Below are 21,962 nucleotides of genomic sequence, written 5' to 3' on the forward strand. Positions count from 1 at the left end.
ATTTATTGTATAATAAAACCCAAATTTACCTGCTGCCGCTTAATAAAATACAATATTACTTTGTGCTAAAGTATTAGTTTTGATTGATATTAACAAACATCAATCATGTTTTTATTATATCCACTTATTTCATCCACCCACCTATGAAAGAATACATATCATACGAGTTTAATATACATAAGCTATATACGTCGTTATCGTAATTTATAAAGTTGATAAGATAATATTATTACAAGTGATGAATGTATTAATTTACGGTATTAACTATACGCCTGAGCTTACTGGAATAGGTAAATACACAGGTGATTTAGGAAGTTGGTTAGCTCAGCAAGGTCATCAAGTAACTGTTGTAACAGCTATGCCTTATTATCCGGAATGGAAAATTAATAAGCACTACAAAGGAAAGTTTTGGCACTCCGAAACTATCAATGGAGTTAAAGTTTTTAGAGTACCATTATATGTACCTAAAAAGATAACCTCCATTAAGCGTATTATCCATGAAGGGTCTTTTGCTTTATCATCAATACCTATACTGACTAAGCTTCTGTTTAAGCCAAGTTTTGATATTGTTATTCATGTATCTCCCCCATTCCACTTAGGCATACCAGCCTTCATTTTAGCTAAGATTAAAGGTTCTAAGTTTTTAACTCATGTGCAAGATCTACAAATAGATATGGCAAAAGATTTAAAACTTATTAAATCTGAGTTCTTATTAAATTCGATGTTTAAACTAGAAGGGTATATTTTAAGGAAGAGTAACGCAGTTTCCACGATTACGTCAGGAATGGCCTCGAAACTGTTAAACAAAGGTATTTCTTGTAATAAAATAATTTTATATCCTAATAGTGTAGATACACATGTAATAAAGCCGATATCTAAAGAACATTCTTTACGAAATTTTTTTGGAATAGATATCAATAATAAGGTTATTCTGTATTCAGGAAACATTGGAGAAAAGCAGAATTTGGACCATATCGTTAAGGTTGCACACAGCTTTATTAATCAACCTGAGGTTTTATTTGTAGTGGTAGGCTCTGGTGTTAGTAAAGATCACTTAACTAGCCTCGCAGCCAATGCACCTAACATCCGCTTTTTCCCTCTTCAGCCTTATGATAAACTAGCTCAATTATTGGCCATTGCTGACATTCATCTAGTATTACAAAAAGGCTCTACGTCAGATTTAATTATGCCTTCAAAACTAGGAAGTATTTTCGCAGCTGGAGGGTGTGCTATTGTAGCAGCAAATTCTTGTAGTTTTCTGTATCAAGTTGTTCATGAATTTAATATGGGGATCTTGATAGAACCTGATTCTATTGAAGCCTTATATGAAGGTATTGTATATGCACTTACAAATGATTTAAGTGTATTCAGTAGTAATGCCAGATCTTATGCTGAAGAACACCTTGATTCTGCTAAAGTATTAGGACAATTTGAAGAGCACTTATCTGAGCTAGTTTCTGGAAAATGCATTCCTTTATCCTTAGATGGGGTAGTTGAGGGATTCGATTCTCATTCACAACCTTATTAATACCCATGCATTTTTTTATAAGAAGGTATGTGTGGTATGGGTTCATATTATTAGCTGGAAAAATACAAGCTCAAGATTCATTGTTTGTATCCCTGGCTTCTGTTGGATCTTTAGCAAGTTGTTCGTATCAACCCTTATGGGCCATATCTAATCAATATGGAGTATTTAGTGATAACCAAGTGGACGTTTCATCTTATATAGATATTCGTTCTCAGCACTTACTAAAAACAAATAAGGATAAATCGAAAGCCTTCACTTTAAAATATGGGTTAAGAAGCTTTTTGAATGAGCATTTTAAACATGCATTTTTTGAAGAAGCATACGTAAAAGCCAGTTACAATCATTTGCAATTACGAGGCGGTTGGTATCAGGATTATTCGGGTGAGTTAACTCGGAACTTATCAAGCGGATCTTTAGGAATTAGTAGCAATGCTCGCCCTATGCCTAAGATAAGTATGGCCCTCACTGATTATGTTGAAGTGCCATTTACAAGAGGCTTACTGGAATTTAAGGGTCAAATAAGTCATGGTTGGTTTGGCAGCGATCAGTACATGAAACATTCATGGCTGCACGAGAAAATGCTATACGTTCGACTCAAATTGAAAAATATTAAATTCTACGGTGGCGTACAGCATTTTGCTCAATGGGGGGGAGAGCGTGGTTCTATTGCTCTAAAACGGTCTATGGGTGGATTTTGGGACGTTTTCTGGGTCCGTGAGGCCAATGATGGCAGCGTCAATCCTGGAATCTTACCTAATCGCCCTGGTGATCAGAGAGGGCTCTTGGAAGGAGGAATGGATTGGGAGATGGATCGGGTTTCTCTTCATGCCTATTATCAAGTTCCATTTGAAAGTGGAACGGGTATATCCATCAAAAATCGCGACAATTTATCAGGACTTCAGGTGTCTTTTAAAGATAAAGATTCCTTTTGGCAAATGTTAGTAGGTGAGTTTATTTATACCAGGCAAATGGAAAGCTTTGGTAAGGAACAACAAAGCTATTATGATAACGGCTACTACAAAACAGGATGGGAATATCTGAACCGAATCATTGGAACTCCTTTGTTTATTAATCGCCAAAGAGGAACCCACTACTTTAAAGAAATTGTTCCCTTTAATTGGGATGGGCCTGAGCAAACGATTTTCGGTAATAGTAATATGATCAATAATCGAATTATCGGATTCCATATAGCAGCCTTATCCAGAATCACTAAAAAAATTACATGCCGCACCAAACTAACCTACACTCAAAATTATGGCAGCTATGCTCATGCGTATTTGTTCAATCCTCCCAAGCTACAAGTATACGGATCACAGCAAGTTAATGTATTGAATGTTACCAAAAAATGGGACTTATTTGCAAGACTCAGTTTCGACTGGGGAGATTTAACGCGAAACATGGGTTTAATGGTAGGATTTGAAAAGGTATTAGTAGGGTCTCCTAAGCATTTTTTAATAAACCGATAAAAAGATTACAAATTATACCTTTTAATTCCCATGGCTGAGTCGATAAAAGAAACAGGTGATACTGACTATTTTGGAAATGAATTGGGTCCTAACGTTTTCAAAACATATCTCATTCGCTGTCTTCGCTATTGGTATTTGTTTGTATTTTTTATGGCTCTATGCTTAATAGGAGGATACTTTTTTCTATCAAAATCTCCAGAGGTATATCTCACTTCTGCTACTATTCTGGTAAAAGAATCCGAAAAAAACTTAAGCTCTGCCGAAAAAGATATTTTAGCTGAATTAAGTCAAGTTAATGGTAATAATCATGTAGAAAATGAAATCGTACAGTTAAAATCTAAGCCTTTGTTCAGAAAGGTTATTGAACAACTTAATTTAACTATTTCATATACTTCCAAGGATGGCTTAAAGCCTGTTGATTTATATAAAAAATCTCCTGTCAATGTAATTTTTAAAAATGTGCCGTATTTTAAAGACAATGTTTCTCTTATTGTACATATAAAAAATGATAAGTATTTCAGTATTAATGAAGATACAAGACTTTTTAAATGGGGGCAATCTATTCGAGGAACTTGGGGTATATGTAAAGTTGAGAAAGTAGGAGCGTCGCCTTATACAGATATCTATATCCAATTCCATAATATCGAAGAATTGATTGACTCTATGAAGGCCCGTTTTTCCGTTAAAAATTCATTTGAAAAGAGTACTGCTTTAGAACTTAATTTTGAAGATACTTCTCGCCAAAGGGGGGAAGATGTATTATCGAATTTATTTAATGCTCATGTAGAAGCCTTTATTTTTGATAAAAATCAGGAGGCAGACAATACGATTAAATTTATACAAGAACGACTACGCTTATTAACGGATGAATTAAAATTGGTTGAGAAGAATGTTGAAGACTATAAACGTTCAAATGGTATAACAGATATTAGCACAGAATCTGAATTATTTCTGGAACGAATAAAAGAGAATGATGCTCAGAGGAATGAAGTTCAGACGCAAATTAAAATACTTAATACGATAGCCAAATACATGAAAAATCCTGGAGAAGAGGATATGTCTTCAGCTACATATGTACTTGCTGACCCTCTTCTTCAATCCCTACTTGTCAAGTATGGCGAGCTGAACTTACAGCGAAAAAAAGCTCAGGTAACCATAAGTGATTCAAATCCTATCATTACAACTATAGATAGTCAGTTACAAACGACTCGGAAGTCCATCCTTCAGACTGTTCAAAGCATACAGAGTAGTTTAGCACTTACAAAAGAGAATCTAACGGCTACTAATGAGCAACTTATGGCAGGTATTCGTAGTATTCCCCAGAAGGAGCGACAATACGTGGAAATTAAGCGGCAGCAAATAATCAAAGAAAACCTGTATTTATATTTACTTCAGAAAAGGGAAGAAATGGCGTTAGCTTCCGCTTCTACCGTTAGCGACAATCGCTTAATTGATCCACCTTATAGTTCACCTATTCCTATTAGCCCCAAAAAGGCTTCCACATGGCTAGGGTCAATACTTGCAGGGTTTTTATTACCTTTTATTTTAGTAAACATTATTCTCTTTTTTAATGACAAGGTACAAAGCCGTAAGGAGGTAGAACAACTTGCTCAGGTCCCCATTATTGGAGAAATCGGCCATGTAAAAATGGAAAGGAGCGTACTAAGGGAAAAAGCTATTATTCCTACCCATAATAGTGTCGCCGAACAGATTAGAGCCTTACGAACCAATTTAAGTTATCTAGCTGACGGAAAAGCTCGTATAATCTTGATTACTTCATCGATGAGTAGAGAAGGGAAGAGTTTGGTTAGTATCAACTTGGCCAAAACCCTATCTGATGTCGGTAAAAAAGTAATTGTTGTTGGACTGGATTTACGCAAACCTACGCTTCATATCCTTTTAGGCTTGAATAATCAAAAAGGTGTTTCTGGTTACTTGATTGAGCAATTAGAAATTGAACAAATGATCCAATCGGCGGGAGAGCATAAAAACTTTGATATCATTACTTCAGGACCTTTAACGCCTAATCCTTCTGAACTTTTAAGTAATGGTCGCTTAAATCTGCTCTTCAATGATTTACGAAGGAAGTACGACTATATTCTATTAGATACTGCTCCTTATGGCTTGGTAACAGATACTTCCATCATAGCACCTTACTGTGATGCTACGCTGTTTTTAGTCCGGTTTAATTATACTACCCGGCAACAAGTTAGTCGTATAAGAGAACTTCACTACCAGCAGCGATTACCTAATATAGGCATTGTACTGAATGATGTACCGGTTCACAATTTCTATGAACCCTACGGTCAGTATGGTCAATACGGAGACTATGAAGCGAAGGAAAAGGGACATACCTTTTCTAAAAAATGGCTTCAGAAAATAAAGGATAGCGAATGGCCTCGAGCCTCCACTCCAAAAAAGCTATCCACTGCTACTAGTCTCGAAGCGAATAAAGAATCGGTTACGCTTATTACAAAAGACGTCATTCTAGCCGAAGGAATGATCGTCGAAGGAGTGGTAGAGCGTATTGTTCCTTTTGGAGCCTACGTCAAACTAGAAAATAATAAGAGTGGCCTTATTCACCTGGCTCATTTGGCAGATTACTATGTGAAGGATCCCCTGGAGATCGTGCAGATAGGGCAACAGGTTAGCGTACGTGTGTTGGAAATTGATGATAGTCGGAAGAAGATCGCCCTCTCCATGAAAGTATAAAAGAATTTTTTAGAAGCTGTACATCCATGCACTATTCCATACAACGATGGATAGAATTAGTTAGACTAGCTACGTATACGGGGCTAGCCCAAGGAAGTATTCAGGTATTGTCCTTACTGAGTGGTATTCTGGTTATCCGACTGCTTCCCACTCAGGAGTATGCCGTTTATACCTTAGCCAACACGATGTTAGGAACGATGACCGTATTAGCCGATGGGGGTATTTCAGCAGGAGTAATGGCTCAGGGAGCCGCTCACTGGAATAATCCCCGAAAGCTTGGACAGGTGATTCAAACAGGCGTGGGTTTGAAAAACAAATTAGCTTTTCTAAGTCTGATGGTTGCGGTCCCTGTATTGGTAGGCCTATTGAGGCATCACCAGGTAAGCTGGATCATCTCGGTTTTGATTGTTATTAGTCTCATTCCTGCGTTCATCGCAACGTTGACTAATAGTCTTTTACAAGTGGCACCCAAACTACACCAAGACGTAGTAATGTTGCAGAAAAATCAGGTCCAGGGGAACATTGCCCGTCTGGGCCTGACGGTAGTAGGTGTATACAGTTTTGCCTGGGCCTGGGTGGCTATTTTAGCAGCTGGAATTTCTCAACTCTGGGCTAATCGAGACTTAAAAAAACGAACATATGCGTATGTAGACTGGTCTCAAGATCAGGACGCTGATGTGAAGCGTTTCATTCTGTCTTTCATAGGACGTATTTTACCGGGGGCCTTATATTACTGCGTATCTGGACAACTCGTCGTCTGGCTGGCTTCCTTTTATAATACGACAGAGGCGGTTGCCCAAGTAGGAGCTTTAGGCCGATTAACAACGGTACTAGGGTTGTTTGTAATGGTGGCAAATACTTTACTTGTGCCGCGATTTGCTCGCCTACCCGCTCAGGCATCCCTGCTTTTGAAACGTTATTTACAAACACACGCTCTTTTCTTAGGGCTTGGGGTTATCGTATGTGTACTAGTAGGATTATTCCCTAACCAAGTACTTTACATTCTGGGGCGACAATATGCGGGTCTGGGGAATGAGCTTCTTTTAAATACAATAGGAACCTGTCTGGGAGTTCTGGCCGGGATCTCTTTCAGTTTATGTACGAGTCGAGGCTGGGCTCTGGCCGCTTACATCTCTATTCCCGTTAACGTCATTTCAATTCTGGCTGGTTTGCTTTTTATAAAGGTGGATTCGCTGGCTGGAAATTTAACTTTTTACCTGGCAATAACAGTAGTTCAGGTACTTATGAATGCAGGGTATGGGCTCTTTAAAATCATAAACATTCCTTCTGTTAAAGAAAAAAGCCCGTTAGTAGTTCTGTAGCTGCTACTGATGGGGTCTTATTAACCGAAATTATATGGCATCTATTGTATGCACACTTTTTGAAAACCATTACCACTACGGAGTAGCGGCGTTAATCAATTCTCTTTATACTAATAATTATAGAGGTGAGGTTTATGTAGGCTACAGAGGAAGTTTACCTAATTGGGCCGAGAAAGCCCCTTCTTTTCAAACAGGTGTAAAGACCCTTTCATGGGCTGAAGGGCTTGACGTTCATTTTCTTCTTATTCAGACCTCTTACCATTTCGCTAACTATAAACCCTATTTCATACGAGAACTCCTATTAGGACCGGCCGCTCAGGCCACCTCTATTTTCTATTTTGATCCAGACATTTTAGTGAATTGTCGCTGGGCGTTTTTTGAAGAATGGGCAAGTTGCGGAGTTGCTTTGGTTCATGAGATTATTCGACATGACATGGGGCCTCAACATCCATTTCGGGTAGCCTGGGAAAGAACTGCTGAGAAAATCAACCTCTTTCCACGCCGATTACTCCATTCCTACATCAATGCCGGATTCTGTGGGGTTAATCGCAATAATATCGAGTTCATTGATATATGGATTAAAGTCATTGAGGCCATTGTAAAACAGCACAATACGGACCCCACTTGCTTTACTTCCTTCGATCGATCTTATCCATTCAATTTTGTTGATCAGGATGCGATGAATATAGCGGCCATGTGTTGCGAGAGTCCTGTCAGTGAAATGGGACCAGAAGCCATGGATTTTGTGCCTGGCGGCTGGACCATGTCTCATGCAACGGGCTTTCCCAAGCCCTGGCGTAAGAACTTTTTATTATCGGCTTTCCAGGGTGTTCCGCCAACCCGTGCAGATAAAGCTTATTGGGCGTATGTAGAAGAGCCCGTTTGTTTGTATAAGTCCTATGACATTGTGCGGAAGCGAATAGCCCTGCGAATAGCTTCTTTTATAAGCCGATTTTACCGGCGTAACTAATGATCGAACCGCCCACACTTTAGAAATTTATGACACGCAGATCCCATTTGTTTGATTATAACCTAGAGTCGCTACGAGGCTTTGCCGCTTTGTTTGTAGTTGTTCACCACATGATCTACTACGAAGACAAGCTGATGCCGGGCTATATCCCCGTCCAGCTTAAATTGCTGGAGCCATCCGGTCATGTGAGTGTATTGATGTTTTTTGTGATTTCAGGGTATGTAATAGGCTTAACTACCCCTATTGAGTTTACGAAAAAAAATATTTACCCCTACCTCAAAAAACGATTTGTTCGCCTATACCCTATTTATTTCATTAGCATAGTCTTTACTCTGGCCGTTAGTAAAGAAACCTACTCATGGGAGGTCATTCTTGGAAACTTTACCTTTTTAAAAGTACTCTTAGTTCCCGTTTTATTAGAGAATAACCCAATCTGGTCACTGCACTATGAGGTAGTGTTTTACCTCCTCTTTATACCAATGGCCTATTTTCGCTGGAATGCGAAAGTAGTCATGTTAGGAGCTTTCCTTTGGGGGGTGTTGATTTACTATTGCCTGACAGATTACCCTCTGCTTACCTCCTATGGGTTTGGGTTTAGCTTCTGGTGTTCTGGAGTTGTCATTGCCCGATCTTTTACCGTTAAAGTCAAGCAAATCAATTATTCGCTTCTCATCAGTGCCGTTTTTTTATTGCTCTGCGTAGGAAATACAAACTTTCTGACCAAACTGCTCTATAATGTAACCAAGCAGGTTTTTCATCACTACTTCGATTACCCAGACAGTGTGGATTGGTATCATAGAGCTATTTCATTTCTAGATTTTTCCTATGCCCCCTACTGCATTATGGTTGTATTGCTTTTCACGGGAAAAGAGTTCAAATATCGAATGAGTATCTATTACCTGCTGCAAGGTCTTTCCATCCTAAGTCTACTATTCTTGTTTTGGCAGGGCAATCAGGATGTCTACATTTTTACCATTTATGCCCTCATAAGTTTATTATTTCTAGTGAATAGTTTTTCATGGGTGGAAGTCTTATCACAGAAGATCATTCATTACGGGAGCTGGATTGGAGGTATCTCTTATAGTCTCTACATCATTCATTTACCCTTACTACATTTATTCGAACGCCTAAACTGGATTGGTGATAACACCGAGCAATTTATGATACGGCTGGGTACTTACGGCGTACTGACTATACTGATCAGTTTCATTTTGGAAATTAAATTCCAACCCTGGATTAGCTCCTTTTTCTATAACCAGTCTAAGTAAGGTATCTATTCAAGCGTGGATTAATCTTAGTAAACTCTATGAAGATCGTGTTCATCTGTAGTAATCTGGAACCTGGCTACGATGGAGTAGGTGATTATACCCGAAGACTGGCTGGCCAGCTTGTTCGGTTAGGTCATCACGTCTCGATGGTAGCATGGATGGATACGCATATTAATGAAAGTAGAAACGGGTTACAAACGGATGAAATAGGCACGGTTATTCAGGTTTTACGAATCCCTGCCGGGGTTTCTAAACGAGTAAGAAGTAAGCAGGTTAATGAATGGATAGCCCTACAGAAACCCGACTGGGTGAGTCTGCAATACGTCCCCTTTGCTTATCAGAGAAAAGGGCTGCCGGTAGGTCTGGCTTCTCAATTGAGCCGTTTGAACCATAAAGGAAGCTGGGAGGTGATGTTTCACGAGTTATGGGTGGGTATGGAAAAGAACGTAAGCTGGAAGTTTCGCTTATGGGGAATGGCTCAAAGGATGCTTATCAAAAATCTTTTGATAAAGTTAGCTCCACGAGTTATTCATACTCAGACGCGACTGTACCAATGGCAGTTAAGTCGGCTGGGTTATCAGTCCGAGTATCTTCCTTTATTTACTAATGTTCCCATTGTTCCTGGAAAGAAAAAAGCCACTAGGAAGGGGCTGGAATTGATAGTTTTTGGTGGCATTCATGCCGGAACGGCCATTCTTGATTTCGCTCAGGAATTAGCCCAGTATGCAAGCCAACATTCGCAAACGGCACAGGTAACCTTTATAGGTAATAACGGTCAAGAGATAGACAACTGGATTAAGGCATGTGTCCAAAACGGCATCCCTACGCGAAATCTGGGATTTCAGCCACCTCAGGTCATCTCCCAAATGCTTCAACAAGCCACGCATGGCATCACATCAACGCCCTATCTGCTTTTGGAAAAAAGTGGAACCGTAATGGCCATGAGAGCTCATGGTTTACCCATCATCTGTTTGGCTAATCCCTGGCAGGTGCAAGGCTATAAAGAGCATCCTTCGGCAACAGATCTGCGAATCTATGAAAAAGGAAACCTGTCATTCTGTTTAAATGAACCCCGAGGGCCTATAACCCCCAATGAATTAGACAGCGTTGCTCCATACTTTATACATACACTCTATGGCTAGTATCTCATTTTTGTGGCAGAATAGAATGCGTTTCGAGCATATAGATAAGGCTTTTTTTAAAGCCTGGGCCAAACGTATCCTAACATTGAAAGAGCTTTTTGAACGCAACTATTTTCGCTGGCGATTAACCAGCAAAGGAGCCCGTATTCATTCCAAAGCTGAGATTGGTCCTTTAAAAGCTCAGGGAACGCTGAGTTACTTAACCATAGGAGAAGAAGCCTTTTTAGGACGTGTCCAGATTACCCTTCACGATCAGGTTTATATCGGTAAACGAGTTTGTATTAATGATGGGGTTGAAATTCTAACAGCCTCTCATGATGTAAGCGATTCGCAATGGCGGCAGACCACTAAACCCGTCATCATTGAAGATTATGCCTGGGTAGCGACGGGTGCTACGCTTTTGCCGGGTGTTCGCATTGGCCGGGGAGCTGTTGTAGGGGCAAAAGCCGTCGTACGTCAATCAGTAGCTCCCGGGCAAATTGTTATGGGTAATCCCGCTCTCCCATTAACGAAGCAACGCCCCCCACTCCTAACCTATAATCCTTGTGAATTTCTAGCAGCCAACCGCTCCTGGTTGCTGGGATAAATGTTTACGTATAATGAGATCCGTTATTTTGTTTCACTTATCTGGGAACGCAAATGTTAAGGCCGCTGCGACTGGTCTATTACAGGCTAATCTTCTGGCTGAGCTGGATGTAAGTCTCGCGTGTTTCCCGGGTAGTTTTCTGGATCGTTTGGCGAGCATTCCTGCTTTGTCTGAAATTCGTCGTCGTCAGTTTCCCTCTTCATTACAGCCTGTCACCCATATGCACCCCTGGCGGGAGCTGGGGCGATTATTCGCAACGAAGTTTAGTCTACATTCACTACTGGCTCCCCGGCAGATTTTTGCCATCGAACAAGTGGTGCAGCATATTGACCATTCCGTAGCTCGTCGCCTTAAAAAACTGAGTCAGGAGGGCGTTAGGGCCGTATACGGATTTGAAGATACGACGATGTGGACTTTTCGTCAGGCTCAGAAATATCAACTGAAGTGCTTATACGATCTGCCCATAGGGTACTGGCGGGTGGGGCAACGCTTAATGGAAACCGAGAGTGAGCGATGGCCCGAATGGGCTCAAACCATGCCCAGTTTAACCAGCACTACGTTTCAGTTACAAAAAAAAGACGAAGAACTGTGGATGGCTGATCACATCTTTGTTGCCAGCAGTTTTACCGCCCAAACCTTACAGTCTTTTCCGGGAAAACTGGCTCCCGTTCATGTGGTTCCTTACGGCTTTCCTCCGGCTTTTGAACAGAGAACCTATGAAAATAAGCGGAAAGGAGACAAACTAAAATTATTGTTCGTAGGGAGCCTTACCCAGCGAAAAGGACTAGCCAACCTGCTGGCAGCGGTTGATGCCTTGAAGTCACAGGTTGAATTAACACTGGTAGGGCAAAAAACTACCTTACACTGCAAGCCACTCAATCAGGCTCTGGCTCAACACCGCTGGTTTCCCTCTCTGGCTAACGACCAAATACTGAAGCTCATGCGGGAGCACGATGTACTGGTCTTTCCCTCTCTTTTTGAGGGTTTTGGCCTGGTAATTACGGAGGCCATGTCGCAGGGAATGCCCGTCATTACCACTGCTCATACCGCCGGCCCGGACATTATCAAACATGGAAACAGCGGCTGGATCATTAAAGCAGGCTCAACGGAAGCTCTGTGTGCCCAGCTAGAATCTATACTAGACCAACCAGATCAACTGGAAACGGTTGGTAAACAGGCTTTACTAATGGCCCGGCAACGCTCCTGGGAGCAATATGGATATGAGTTAGCCAGCGTTGTTGAGCATATCTTGAGACGCTAGTCTATCTCCGTAACCTAAGTTATTGTTACACACACGAGTTACCGCCAGATGAAAGAGCTTATTTTTATTAACTCACATCCTATTCAGTACTTTACCCCTATGTACCAACAGATGCAATCGGAAGGTATGCCGATTGAAGTTTGGTACTGTTCTGATGAATCTATTCGGGGAGCGGTAGATCTGGAGTTCAACACGCAGGTCAAATGGGATATTCCCTTGCTGGAAGGTTATCCCTATCAATTTTTCAAAAACTACGCCCGGAAGCCTTCTATCTATGGAGGTTTTACAGGACTGATAAATTGGGGTATAATCCGTAAACTGTCCAAGCATCCAAAGTCAGTTATTGTCGTGCATGGATGGCATTACTTGACGCACCTACTGGTTTTGCTGCTAGGAAAAGCAGTAGGCCATACCGTTTGCCTGCGGTGTGATGCTGCCGAAAATCAGGAAGCCTTAAAGAAAGGATGGTTGCAAGGCTTCAAATATTTGGGGTTCAAGTATCTGCTCTTTCCCTGCATTGATTATTTCCTCTACGTCGGTACGCAAAACAGGCGATTTTATGAGAAACACGGCATTGCAGGAAAACGCCTGATCAACAGTCCCTATGCGGTTGATAATCAGCGGTTCACTGAGCAATTTAAGAAGCTTAAAAAAGACCGGGATACCTTACGGCAGAACATGCATGTGCCCTTACAGGCCAAGATTATCTTATTCACCGCTAAATACATTGAAAAGAAAAGGCCGCTTGATTTAATCAAGGCTTTTCAACAACTGAATGACCCGGATTGCTGGCTGATTATGGTGGGTACGGGCCCTCTTCAGGAGTCGCTTCAAACGTACATTCACACCCAGAAGCTTAATAGAGTAATTCTTACGGGGTTTGTCAATCAAAACGCCATCTCAGACTACTACGCCATAAGTGACGTATTTGTCATGTGTTCTGGAGCCGGAGAAAACTGGGGCCTTTCAGTCAATGAAGCCATGAATTTCAATTTACCCATTATCGTCTCCGACCAAACGGGTTGTTCGATTGATCTGGTAGTTGAAGGAAGGAATGGATATGTTTTCCCTACAGGAGAGGTAGACGCCTTGGCTCAACGACTGAAGTGGGTGCTTACAGACAAACGGCTTACGCATATACCGGATTCAGCCGAAATTATTCAACCCTACAGTTATGACTCAACCATTGAATCCCTGCGATCGCTACTTTAATAACCTCCACTTATGTACACCGCAAACAGCACCTTACGAACCCTGGCCCCTCCAGCGAAACGTTCATGGGCTAGTTTGGGCCTGAGTCTTTATGTGGGCCTGCTATTGTTTGAAGGAGCCTTACGCAAGTGGATTTTGCCGGGGCTGGCTAGTCCTCTATTACTAATCCGTGACCCTTTGGCTCTGGTTTTAGTCGTAGCGTATTGGCCTCGTCAACTGCGTTCCGTTGTTTTTTATGTGATAGGCATGCTGCTAATTGGTTCGCTAGGCATCGTTACTGCCCTATTATTCGGGCACGGGAATCTGGCAGTAGCCCTTTTCGGAGCACGTGTCTGGCTCATTCATTTTCCACTGATGTTCATCTTTGGCCAAGAATGGAACCGTTCGGACATCCTGAAAATAGGCAGATGGTTACTCATTCTGTCCATACCCATGACACTGCTCATCGCCTGGCAATTTTACAGTCCTCAGACCGCGTGGGTAAATCGCGGGGTTGGCGGTGATATGAAAGGTTCTGGCTTTAGCGGGGCGTTAGGTTTTTTCCGGCCCTCAGCTACCTTTTCCTTTACGAATGGAACCACGCATTTTTATGGATTCATAGCCGGATTTATTTTTTACTTCTGGTTATCCATCCGGGAAATTAATCGCTGGTTATTGATTGCGGCTACATTAGCATTATTAGTAGCCATTCCGCTATCCATCAGCCGAGCTTTATTCTTTCAGGTACTTATTACGCTAGGCTTTACCGTTGTCATCGTTTTAAGATTACCACAAAAGGGAAAATACTTATTAGTAATCGCTGGAGTAATAGTAATACTTGGTTTAGCTCTAAGCTACTTACCCTTTTTTAATACGGCCATGGAAGCCTTCAACTCTCGCTTTGTTTCAGCTACCGAAAGCGAAGGAGGAATGAAAGGCGTACTTGGTGATCGCTATTTGGGAGGAATGTTTCATTCGTTACTAATGATGGAAAGTATTCCCTTCTGGGGATATGGACAGGGCATTGGTACGAGTGTGGGAGGTGTGCTATTGTCAGGTAAACAAACGATGCTCATTTATTCCGAAGACGAGTGGGCCCGTTTGATAGGCGAATTAGGCCCCCTGTTAGGATTAGCTGGCATTTTTATCCGACTCCTATTTAGCGTTAAACTAGCCCAAATGAGTTTTGTAAAACTTGGTCAGCAAGATCTGCTACCCTGGTCTTTACTCAGCTTTTTCTTATTGAATATACCCCAAGGCCAATGGGGGCAGCCTACTTCCCTTGGGTTTTCCGTGGTAAGCGGGGGTATGCTGTTAGCCTGTTTAAAAAAATCTCCGAATCGGGAACGTAACCGCACTGATCTTCCATAACCCATGCATTTAATCTTTTTCACTCACCCTTCTTTTTTTGAATCGGAAAGTATGCCTCGCTTTACTCATCAACTCATGGCTGGGATGAAAGAGCGGCATCATACCGTAGAGTTATGGACCGTTGAGCCCTTTTTTTATAAAATGCTTCCGGGATCATTCATTCGGAAATGGATGGGGTATCTCGATCAGTATGTACGGTTCCCCTGGCAAGTGAAAAAGCGACTCAAAACCCTGCCCAAAGACGCACTTTTGGTCATCACCGATCATGCGTTGGGGGCTTGGGTACCGCTGATGGCTCATCGGCCTCATGTGATTCATTGCCACGATTTTATAGCCCAGCAATCGGCTTTGCGTTTGTTACCGGTATATCAAATGAGCTGGACGGGAAAATTATATCAGGCATACATTAGAAGCGGTTTCCGCCACGGCAAACATTTTATTTCCGTTTCTAAGAAAACCAAGCAAGACTTAGAGAATTTATTAACCAGCCAGCCCATTACTTCAGAAGTAGTATATAACGGGTTAAATCCTTTGCATCATTCTTATGCCCCGGCAGATTGTCGGACCTGGATACGTCAAAAGTGGAAAATAGATTGTTCGCAGGGATACCTTCTGCACGTGGGCGGAAATCAGTGGTATAAAAATAGGCTCCGGGTTGTAGAGATCTATAATGCCTGGCGTGAAACTTCCGAACAGAGCTTACCGCTACTTCTGATAGGCAGTTCTCCAGATGAAGCCTTGCAAAAAGCTTGTGATGCTTCGCCTTATGAGGAGGATATTTATTTCCTGACCCAAATAAATGATGAAGAATTATCACGCATTTATTCAGGAGCTCGTCTGCTTATTTTCCCTTCCAAAGCAGAGGGATTTGGATTACCCATCGCCGAAGCCATGGCTTGCGGTTGTTTAGTATTGACCATCGACCAGGCTCCTATGACAGAAGTAGCCGGAGACGCGGCTTATCTGATTCAGCCCGAAATGGAGCTGCCACAAATAGCTTCCTTCATCGATAACATTCTTTCCCAGTCCTCTCAAGAGAGTGATCTGATGAGGCTTAAAGGCTTCCTTAATGTGAGAAGGTTCAGCCAGGCTTCCATGTTACTTCAAATGGAAAAAATTTACCACCGCATCTGTAACTCCTCCGCCTTATGAAACTATTACATGTTATTAACAGCTTAAATCCCAGTGATGGGGGAACCTGTCAAGCTTTGCGTCACCTAATCTCTAGTTTGAATACCATAAACGTGCACAGCGAGGTAGTCTGCTTAGACCCGGTAGATTCTACTTTCCTGGAAAACTATCCGTTCCTGATTCATGCACTAGGGCCAGTGAAGGGACCGTGGAGGTATACCCAACGACTCGAAAAGTGGCTATTAGCTCACCTGATGGAATACGATACCATTATCATTCATGGTCTTTGGTTATATAATGGCTACTGCACCCATAAAGTATGGAATCAATTTCAAAAGCTCTATCAATCTAATAAAGCAATCAGTCAGAAGATTCCTAAACTTTACATCATGCCCCACGGAATGCTTGACCCCTATTTTCAGCGAGTGGGTCAGCGTCGCTTTAAGGCGATCCGAAATACGGTATATTGGCAATTAATAGAAAGTCAGCTCATTAATGAATCTGACGGATTGTTATTCACCAGCCAAAGAGAATTAGAGTTAGCTCAACAGAGCTTTAATCCCTACCATCCGAAACAATCGTTTGAAGTGGGCTTAGGCATTGACGATCCTCCAGTGTTCGAGGCTAGGATGAAAAAGGCCTTTCTTGCGAATTGCCCGGAAGTGGGCGAGCAACCTTACTTACTATTTCTGAGCAGGCTGCACGAGAAAAAAGGCGTTGATCTTCTTCTGAACGCCTACGAGAAAGCTATTATTCAATGTAGACGATTACCTAAGTTAGTTATTGCCGGTCCCGGTATGAATACTACTTATGGTAAAAAAACGTATCAAATGGTGCAGTCTTCTGCGGCACTTAGGCAACAGGTGTACTTTTCCGGAATGCTCAGTGGCGATGCCAAATGGGGGGCTTTTTATGGATGTGAAGCTTTTATTCTCCCTAGTCACCAGGAGAATTTTGGGATTGCTGTGGTCGAAGCTCTGGCTTGCCAGAAGCCCGTTTTGATTTCTGATCAGATTAACATTGCCCCTAAAATTAAAAAAGCAGGAGCAGGTCTAGTTTCAGACGTTTCAACGGAAGGCACTTTGGAACTATTACGAACCTGGACCGGACTCAATTTTCAGCAACGTCTATCCATGGAAAAGCAGGCCCGCTCTTTATTTGAAGACACGTTTTCCATTTCTCCGGTGGCCTGGCGTCTCAAGGAATTGCTTTACGCTCACTAATCCAAATCTTTCCACTGATAGCCTGTTGTTCAAATGATACCTAACGTACAACACATCCTTCATAGGCGATCTGAAGCTGCATTCAAAGTAGGACAGGATATGCAGAGGCTTTCAGCCATGAGCCACTCCCTTTCCATTCTCGCTACCTATCAAAATAAAGAAACAACCTTTCCCATTGATGCCCGTCATTTATCCCACTTGCTGGCACTAATTGAACAAGAGCAAAAACAGTTGGCTCAGTTGAACGAGCGGTTTTCGCGGCAAACCATTAATATCGGCGTAGTGGGGCGTGCCCGGCAGGGGAAAAGCAGACTTCTACAGAGTATATCGGGTTTAGCTAATTCCTTTATTCCTGATGGTGATGGTTCGCACTGTACGGGTACGGTTAGCCGAATGGTAAATCGCCCTAATCAAACTACCGCAGATGTTCATTTTTACAGTCGTAAGGCATTTTTTGAAGAAGTCATTCTGCCTTATTACCAAGCCTTAGCTCTTGGCCCTATTCCTGCCAATCTGGCTGAATTTTCATCTCATCCCTTACCTGACCTTAGTGTAGAGACTGATTCGATTGCTATTGCTCGTTATAAAAAATTACAAACGTTACATCAGAACTTTTCCAGGTATAGCCAGCTCTTAACCGGCCTAACTCAGACGATTCCTCTAAAACAAATCAGACGATACGTAGCTCAGGTAACAGAGAATCGGGAACCTCTCTATGCCTATTTAGCCGTACAGGAAGTCATTATTGAAACAGCTTTCCCTGCTCAGGAAGTGGGAGCTATCCAGCTCATTGACATGCCTGGATTAGGCGATACAGGCCTGGTCAATGAAGAAGAGCTGTTGAAAAACTTGGTAACTCAGGTAGATTTTATCCTATATGTACGTAAACCTGATTCACTGGGAGCCGTTTGGGAACCGGCTGACTTGCATCTCTACCAACTTTGCCAGGAGGCCGTTAGCAACCGGACCAATGTTTCCATGGTAGAATGTTCCTATTTAATTCTCAATCATACACGTAGTCCGGCGTTAAAAGATAATTTGAAAAATTGCCAGGATCTCCTGATTTCTAGTACTAGGAATGGTCTTGAATTCGCCCAGAGCTTCGTTGTGGATTGCTCAGATCAACAGCAAGTACAGGGAAAAGTCATGGAAGAAATTCTGTTAGCGATGGGAGAGGAACTGGATACGTGGGATGAACAGGATCAGCAGGCCTACCAGCACCGCATCAATAGTCTGAGTCAACAAATTACGAAATTACTTGACGACTTTAATAGTATAATTCATACCCCTATGGATACCAGAGACTTTCCCATATTTAAAAAACTATTTAATGCGGTATGGCTGGAGTTAACCAATGCCTGTGAAGAAAATTTAAAACAGCTGGAAGCACTTCGAGAAATGCCTAACCAGCAAATCCAGGAACGCTTTCTTTCCATCAAAGAAGAATGCCTGGATCAGGTAGCTAAATTAACAGTCCGTGAGATTGAATTAACCCGTAATACATTAGGATCTTATAATAGAACTTACGAAGAATATCTTAATGAATATCGGACGTTCATTACACAATCTTTTTTAAAATTAGGAGAAACTTTAAATCAGGTATTACAACAGGTTAAGCAAGATGTATTTACGATTTTAAAAAATGAGGGAAAGCTAGCGGGATTACTTTCAATCCAAAATCCTGAAGAAATATTTGAACAAAAACTTCTTCAGGAAATAAACAATTTAGAATCCCTAGCAATACCGTTAAACTCATTCATTCATTTTGAACTCTCCTATTTAGGATTTCTACATTTCCGAATTCGTGAACACCTGGATACACTTACACCGGACTACATTTCCCTACGTTTATCTCGCGAAGATACCACCGAAGACATTCTAACCTACATTACCAGTTCGGTAGAAGCCTGCTTGTACAAAATCCAGCATGAATTCGATAACTGGGCTCAGGACTTAAATAAAATGGCTTTTGCTCTGGTTGAAGAATTAGTAGATCAGCTTTTACGGGCGAAGGATGCAAAAGATAACTGGGAAATTTTTTACCAGCAATACCGTAAGCAGCTATGGAAGGAAGTGTATAAGGAATTAGAGAATAATTAATGTACTTTAGAACAATAAGCCAGCGAGCTTACTAACAAAGTTGGTGTTTTATAAATCTAGCCTCATTTAAAGTAGAAACCCTCTCAATGCCAGCACATGTTAGGTAAAGATGTGTTGGCATTTTTGTTTTAAGCTACTGATTACCAACGATTACGTTCTTTAATAGGCTGACAGGGATGGCCTGCACATACCATCCATTCGGGCATTGAACGAGTTACGACTGATCTGGCTCCGATAACGCAGCCTTCTCCAATAGTTACGCCAGGGTGAATAAAGGCTTGTGCAGCTACCCACGCATGAGCACCCACATGAATAGGGTAAGCTCTCAAAGGAAAACCAGGCACCTGATAGTCATGAGTGCCCGAGCAAAGAAAGGCTTCTTGTGAAATCACAGCTCGACGTCCAATGTGAATAGGAGCCTGATTATAAAGAATTGCTCCTTTAGCAATACCACATTCAGAGTCAAGCGATAAATTCCAGGGAGCCCATATTTTAACGCCGGGATAAACGTGTACTCCGTTAGCAACTTTCGCTCCAAAACACCGAAGAACAAAACGTCTCCAGCCATGGAAAGGTATTGGTGAATAATAAAAAAAAAGCAGTGAACTACAATTCCATACGAACCGACATAAACGATTTTTAAGGGAAAAGCTAGGGCCAGTAATGGTATCCGTATTGATCATTATCAACTTATGTATTCTTATCTAACATGCAAAATACTACTATTTTTTATAACATCTTATAAAGGGATATATTTATCTTTTTAATATTAATTATTTGACGAATAATTAATAAAACAAAATCAACAATAAAAGCAATATACTTTCCTATTAATTTGTCTATACTACTTCATTTATGCTCTCATCATTTACTTTTTTAAACTTAAATATTCGTCATACCTAGTTATATAAATTCATAGTTAGTGTATTGATTTTTATCATATCACAACACACGAATTATATCCTAAATTATAAAGCGTAAATATAAAAAATCAATCCCTTATTTATTTGCCCTTGATATCTAGGATGTATATTATTAAAAAGCTTGACTGTGATTCTTTGATATCAAGAAAGTCAACTCTATTCTAGATTGTAAGAAAAGTTCTAAAGATGCTGCGTTCCGCTGGCGATTAATTGAGTCGTACCGAATCGGTTTAGTCAGCGAAAACCAGATTTTGCAGCATACTAAAAATTTGTCGAACTTGTCTTGGTGGCTAGAATCGAGACTACCAGTATTACCGGCGACGCTACTATTGTCAATCAATCATGAACAGGAAAAAGAGGAGATTGACCTACTTAATAGAAACTCAGAAGTTACCTGATTATGAAAGGCTTAAGTCTGAGACCTTGGAGACGATCATTACTGAAATCATAAAAGACGGGATCGCCCATGCGACTCAAAATTTCCATCCGAAATAAATTATGGTCCGCACGGCGTGCCGTCCAGACAGTAGATTATATGAGTTTGCATCACCTTTATTGAGGATGTGGGTACTTAACTCCTGCTCAAGCCCGCCAAATGAAAGAGGATCTACCTAAAAAATGGCGGGTTCGGAAACCATTTAAGCAAAAAAACAGTCAATATTCCAGAACGAGTTTACCTATTTAATTTGATTCTAAAACTGTCAATCTTTTTTAGTGCCATACAATAAAAAGAGAAAGTTTTGAGATCGAACATCTGTCGTATTTTTACATTCATATATCAATAGTCGTTATGGAAGATCGTATTCAATACAGAGTCGGAACGATGGTCAAACATCCTCGTTTGATGAACAGTCGGGAAAGAGCAGAATGGCGGCAGCAACGAATGGAAAAAACGAAAGAATACCTTTTTTCCATTAATCAGCCACTCGTCTACGTCCGGGAAGATGGGCATACGGTTGCTGAATACAAAAACGGAACCGTACTCATTGTTCGATGAATATTTATGTAATTGCGGGGCCTCCGGGCGTAGGCAAAAGTTCCAATGCGGTTAACTTCATTCCCGAATATGTGCCCATTGTTGATCAGGATCTGGCTGGCTACCAATATAAAAACAGGGATTTTCTGATTACAAAGACTTGGCTTCGGTCAGTACCAATCAGAAAATTAGAAATCATCTTTTCTCTGGAGAAGATTTTGCCTTGGAGTTAAACTTGGGGTTTCAGTCTCATTATGATTATCTAAATTCAATTGCCGCTTTTGATCGTTCAAATCTCATTCATCTACTTTTATTCTTTACAAATGATATCCAGTTATGCTTAGACAGAGCTAACCTGAGATTCTTAAGTGGTGGACATGAAGTAAAGCCCGACATTATTCAAGAAATGTATGCTGCCACCATTCCTCTCTTCCAGACCTACCAAGATATCTTTAGCAGCGTTCTATTCATTAATGTCAATAATTCGCAAATAGAGGAAGTCCTTTTCAGCGATGATCCGTTACCGGATTGGATAATACAGAACAACCTAACTCAGTATTTAGCTTAATAGATAACAAAAAGTCCTTCAGGTCTTTTTTGAAGAGATTTTTGCTTTCATAACATTTTACAAACGGTCATTTAAAGCATGTAAAATCACTATACTTCTAAAGATTTTTCATTAAACGTTCACAAAAAGTGAACATTTGTGCATTTTTGTGTTACCTATGAAAGTTCATCTAATCCGAAAGGAAACGATCCAGGCCTATGCCCTGAAGAATGCTCGAAGTCGAA

At 41.2% G+C, this 21,962-nt stretch carries 17 protein-coding genes; 16 read left to right on the forward strand and 1 reads right to left on the reverse strand.

Annotated features, from left to right (window positions below; all coding sequences use genetic code 11):
* Positions 1 to 238: 238 nt before the first annotated feature.
* The 14 genes from QE390_RS00665 (at position 239) to QE390_RS00730 (ending at position 19,271) form a co-directional block, all read left to right on the forward strand.
* Positions 239 to 1,528 (forward strand): WcaI family glycosyltransferase, encoded by a 1,290-nt coding sequence (locus QE390_RS00665; RefSeq protein WP_307140668.1) that lies wholly within the window; start codon positions 239 to 241, stop codon positions 1,526 to 1,528.
* A 5-nt stretch (positions 1,529 to 1,533) separates the two neighbouring features.
* Positions 1,534 to 2,994 (forward strand): capsule assembly Wzi family protein, encoded by a 1,461-nt coding sequence (locus tag QE390_RS00670; RefSeq protein ID WP_307140669.1) that lies wholly within the window; start codon positions 1,534 to 1,536, stop codon positions 2,992 to 2,994.
* A gap of 30 nt (positions 2,995 to 3,024) precedes the next feature.
* Positions 3,025 to 5,706, forward strand: coding sequence for a polysaccharide biosynthesis tyrosine autokinase (locus QE390_RS00675; protein ID WP_307140670.1), 2,682 nt, complete (start codon positions 3,025 to 3,027; stop codon positions 5,704 to 5,706).
* 26 nt (positions 5,707 to 5,732) lie between these two features.
* Positions 5,733 to 7,028, forward strand: coding sequence for a polysaccharide biosynthesis protein (locus tag QE390_RS00680; RefSeq protein ID WP_307140671.1), 1,296 nt, complete (start codon positions 5,733 to 5,735; stop codon positions 7,026 to 7,028).
* Positions 7,029 to 7,062: 34 nt separating this feature from the next.
* Positions 7,063 to 7,998, forward strand: coding sequence for a hypothetical protein (locus tag QE390_RS00685; RefSeq protein WP_307140672.1), 936 nt, complete (start codon positions 7,063 to 7,065; stop codon positions 7,996 to 7,998).
* A gap of 29 nt (positions 7,999 to 8,027) precedes the next feature.
* Entirely contained in the window at positions 8,028 to 9,266 is a 1,239-nt protein-coding gene (locus tag QE390_RS00690) for an acyltransferase (RefSeq protein ID WP_307140673.1), read from the forward strand.
* A gap of 38 nt (positions 9,267 to 9,304) precedes the next feature.
* On the forward strand, positions 9,305 to 10,408 hold the full coding sequence (locus QE390_RS00695; protein WP_307140674.1) for a hypothetical protein: 1,104 nt from the start codon (positions 9,305 to 9,307) through the stop codon (positions 10,406 to 10,408).
* Positions 10,409 to 10,433: 25 nt separating this feature from the next.
* Positions 10,434 to 10,994 carry a hypothetical protein gene (locus tag QE390_RS00700; protein WP_373424519.1) on the forward strand — a complete coding sequence of 187 codons (561 nt, stop codon included), beginning with the start codon at positions 10,434 to 10,436 and terminating at the stop codon, positions 10,992 to 10,994.
* Positions 10,995 to 11,007: 13 nt separating this feature from the next.
* Positions 11,008 to 12,255: a glycosyltransferase family 4 protein gene (locus QE390_RS00705; protein WP_307140676.1), complete on the forward strand. Its 1,248-nt coding sequence runs from the start codon at positions 11,008 to 11,010 to the stop codon at positions 12,253 to 12,255.
* 48 nt (positions 12,256 to 12,303) lie between these two features.
* Positions 12,304 to 13,467: a glycosyltransferase family 4 protein gene (locus tag QE390_RS00710; RefSeq protein ID WP_307140677.1), complete on the forward strand. Its 1,164-nt coding sequence runs from the start codon at positions 12,304 to 12,306 to the stop codon at positions 13,465 to 13,467.
* Between the two features lie 12 nt (positions 13,468 to 13,479).
* Positions 13,480 to 14,817 carry a hypothetical protein gene (locus QE390_RS00715; protein ID WP_307140678.1) on the forward strand — a complete coding sequence of 446 codons (1,338 nt, stop codon included), beginning with the start codon at positions 13,480 to 13,482 and terminating at the stop codon, positions 14,815 to 14,817.
* Positions 14,818 to 14,820: 3 nt separating this feature from the next.
* Positions 14,821 to 15,969, forward strand: a complete 1,149-nt coding sequence (locus tag QE390_RS00720; RefSeq protein ID WP_307140679.1) for a glycosyltransferase family 1 protein — start codon at positions 14,821 to 14,823, stop codon at positions 15,967 to 15,969.
* Entirely contained in the window at positions 15,966 to 17,171 is a 1,206-nt protein-coding gene (locus QE390_RS00725) for a glycosyltransferase (RefSeq protein ID WP_307140680.1), read from the forward strand. Before QE390_RS00720 ends, QE390_RS00725 begins: the two co-directional genes overlap by 4 nt.
* A gap of 117 nt (positions 17,172 to 17,288) precedes the next feature.
* A complete protein-coding gene (locus QE390_RS00730; protein WP_307140681.1) occupies positions 17,289 to 19,271 on the forward strand; it encodes a hypothetical protein in 1,983 nt (660 codons plus the stop codon).
* 140 nt (positions 19,272 to 19,411) lie between these two features.
* Here the strand turns inward: QE390_RS00730 and QE390_RS00735 are convergent, their stop codons facing one another.
* Positions 19,412 to 19,663, reverse strand: a complete 252-nt coding sequence (locus QE390_RS00735) for a hypothetical protein (RefSeq protein WP_307140682.1) — start codon at positions 19,661 to 19,663, stop codon at positions 19,412 to 19,414.
* 1,321 nt (positions 19,664 to 20,984) lie between these two features.
* On the opposite strand from QE390_RS00735, the gene QE390_RS00740 reads away from it, so the two are divergent.
* Both QE390_RS00740 and QE390_RS00745 read left to right on the forward strand, forming a co-directional pair.
* Positions 20,985 to 21,191, forward strand: a complete 207-nt coding sequence (locus tag QE390_RS00740) for a hypothetical protein (RefSeq protein ID WP_307140683.1) — start codon at positions 20,985 to 20,987, stop codon at positions 21,189 to 21,191.
* Between the two features lie 139 nt (positions 21,192 to 21,330).
* On the forward strand, positions 21,331 to 21,738 hold the full coding sequence (locus QE390_RS00745; RefSeq protein WP_307140684.1) for a hypothetical protein: 408 nt from the start codon (positions 21,331 to 21,333) through the stop codon (positions 21,736 to 21,738).
* The last annotated feature ends 224 nt before the right edge of the window (positions 21,739 to 21,962 follow it).

Origin of the sequence: Siphonobacter sp. SORGH_AS_1065 (genome assembly GCF_030818595.1) — a bacterium.
Lineage (GTDB): Bacteria > Bacteroidota > Bacteroidia > Cytophagales > Spirosomataceae > Siphonobacter.

Bases quoted from the DNA above. Each gene is read 5' to 3' on its own strand.
- QE390_RS00665 (WP_307140668.1), top strand. From the start codon at position 239: ATGAATGTATTAATTTACGGTATTAACTATACGCCTGAGCTTACTGGA.
- QE390_RS00670 (WP_307140669.1), top strand. From the start codon at position 1,534: ATGCATTTTTTTATAAGAAGGTATGTGTGGTATGGGTTCATATTATTA.
- QE390_RS00675 (WP_307140670.1), top strand. From the start codon at position 3,025: ATGGCTGAGTCGATAAAAGAAACAGGTGATACTGACTATTTTGGAAAT.
- QE390_RS00680 (WP_307140671.1), top strand. From the start codon at position 5,733: ATGCACTATTCCATACAACGATGGATAGAATTAGTTAGACTAGCTACG.
- QE390_RS00685 (WP_307140672.1), top strand. From the start codon at position 7,063: ATGGCATCTATTGTATGCACACTTTTTGAAAACCATTACCACTACGGA.
- QE390_RS00690 (WP_307140673.1), top strand. From the start codon at position 8,028: ATGACACGCAGATCCCATTTGTTTGATTATAACCTAGAGTCGCTACGA.
- QE390_RS00695 (WP_307140674.1), top strand. From the start codon at position 9,305: ATGAAGATCGTGTTCATCTGTAGTAATCTGGAACCTGGCTACGATGGA.
- QE390_RS00700 (WP_373424519.1), top strand. From the start codon at position 10,434: ATGCGTTTCGAGCATATAGATAAGGCTTTTTTTAAAGCCTGGGCCAAA.
- QE390_RS00705 (WP_307140676.1), top strand. From the start codon at position 11,008: ATGAGATCCGTTATTTTGTTTCACTTATCTGGGAACGCAAATGTTAAG.
- QE390_RS00710 (WP_307140677.1), top strand. From the start codon at position 12,304: ATGAAAGAGCTTATTTTTATTAACTCACATCCTATTCAGTACTTTACC.
- QE390_RS00715 (WP_307140678.1), top strand. From the start codon at position 13,480: ATGTACACCGCAAACAGCACCTTACGAACCCTGGCCCCTCCAGCGAAA.
- QE390_RS00720 (WP_307140679.1), top strand. From the start codon at position 14,821: ATGCATTTAATCTTTTTCACTCACCCTTCTTTTTTTGAATCGGAAAGT.
- QE390_RS00725 (WP_307140680.1), top strand. From the start codon at position 15,966: ATGAAACTATTACATGTTATTAACAGCTTAAATCCCAGTGATGGGGGA.
- QE390_RS00730 (WP_307140681.1), top strand. From the start codon at position 17,289: ATGAGCCACTCCCTTTCCATTCTCGCTACCTATCAAAATAAAGAAACA.
- QE390_RS00740 (WP_307140683.1), top strand. From the start codon at position 20,985: ATGGAAGATCGTATTCAATACAGAGTCGGAACGATGGTCAAACATCCT.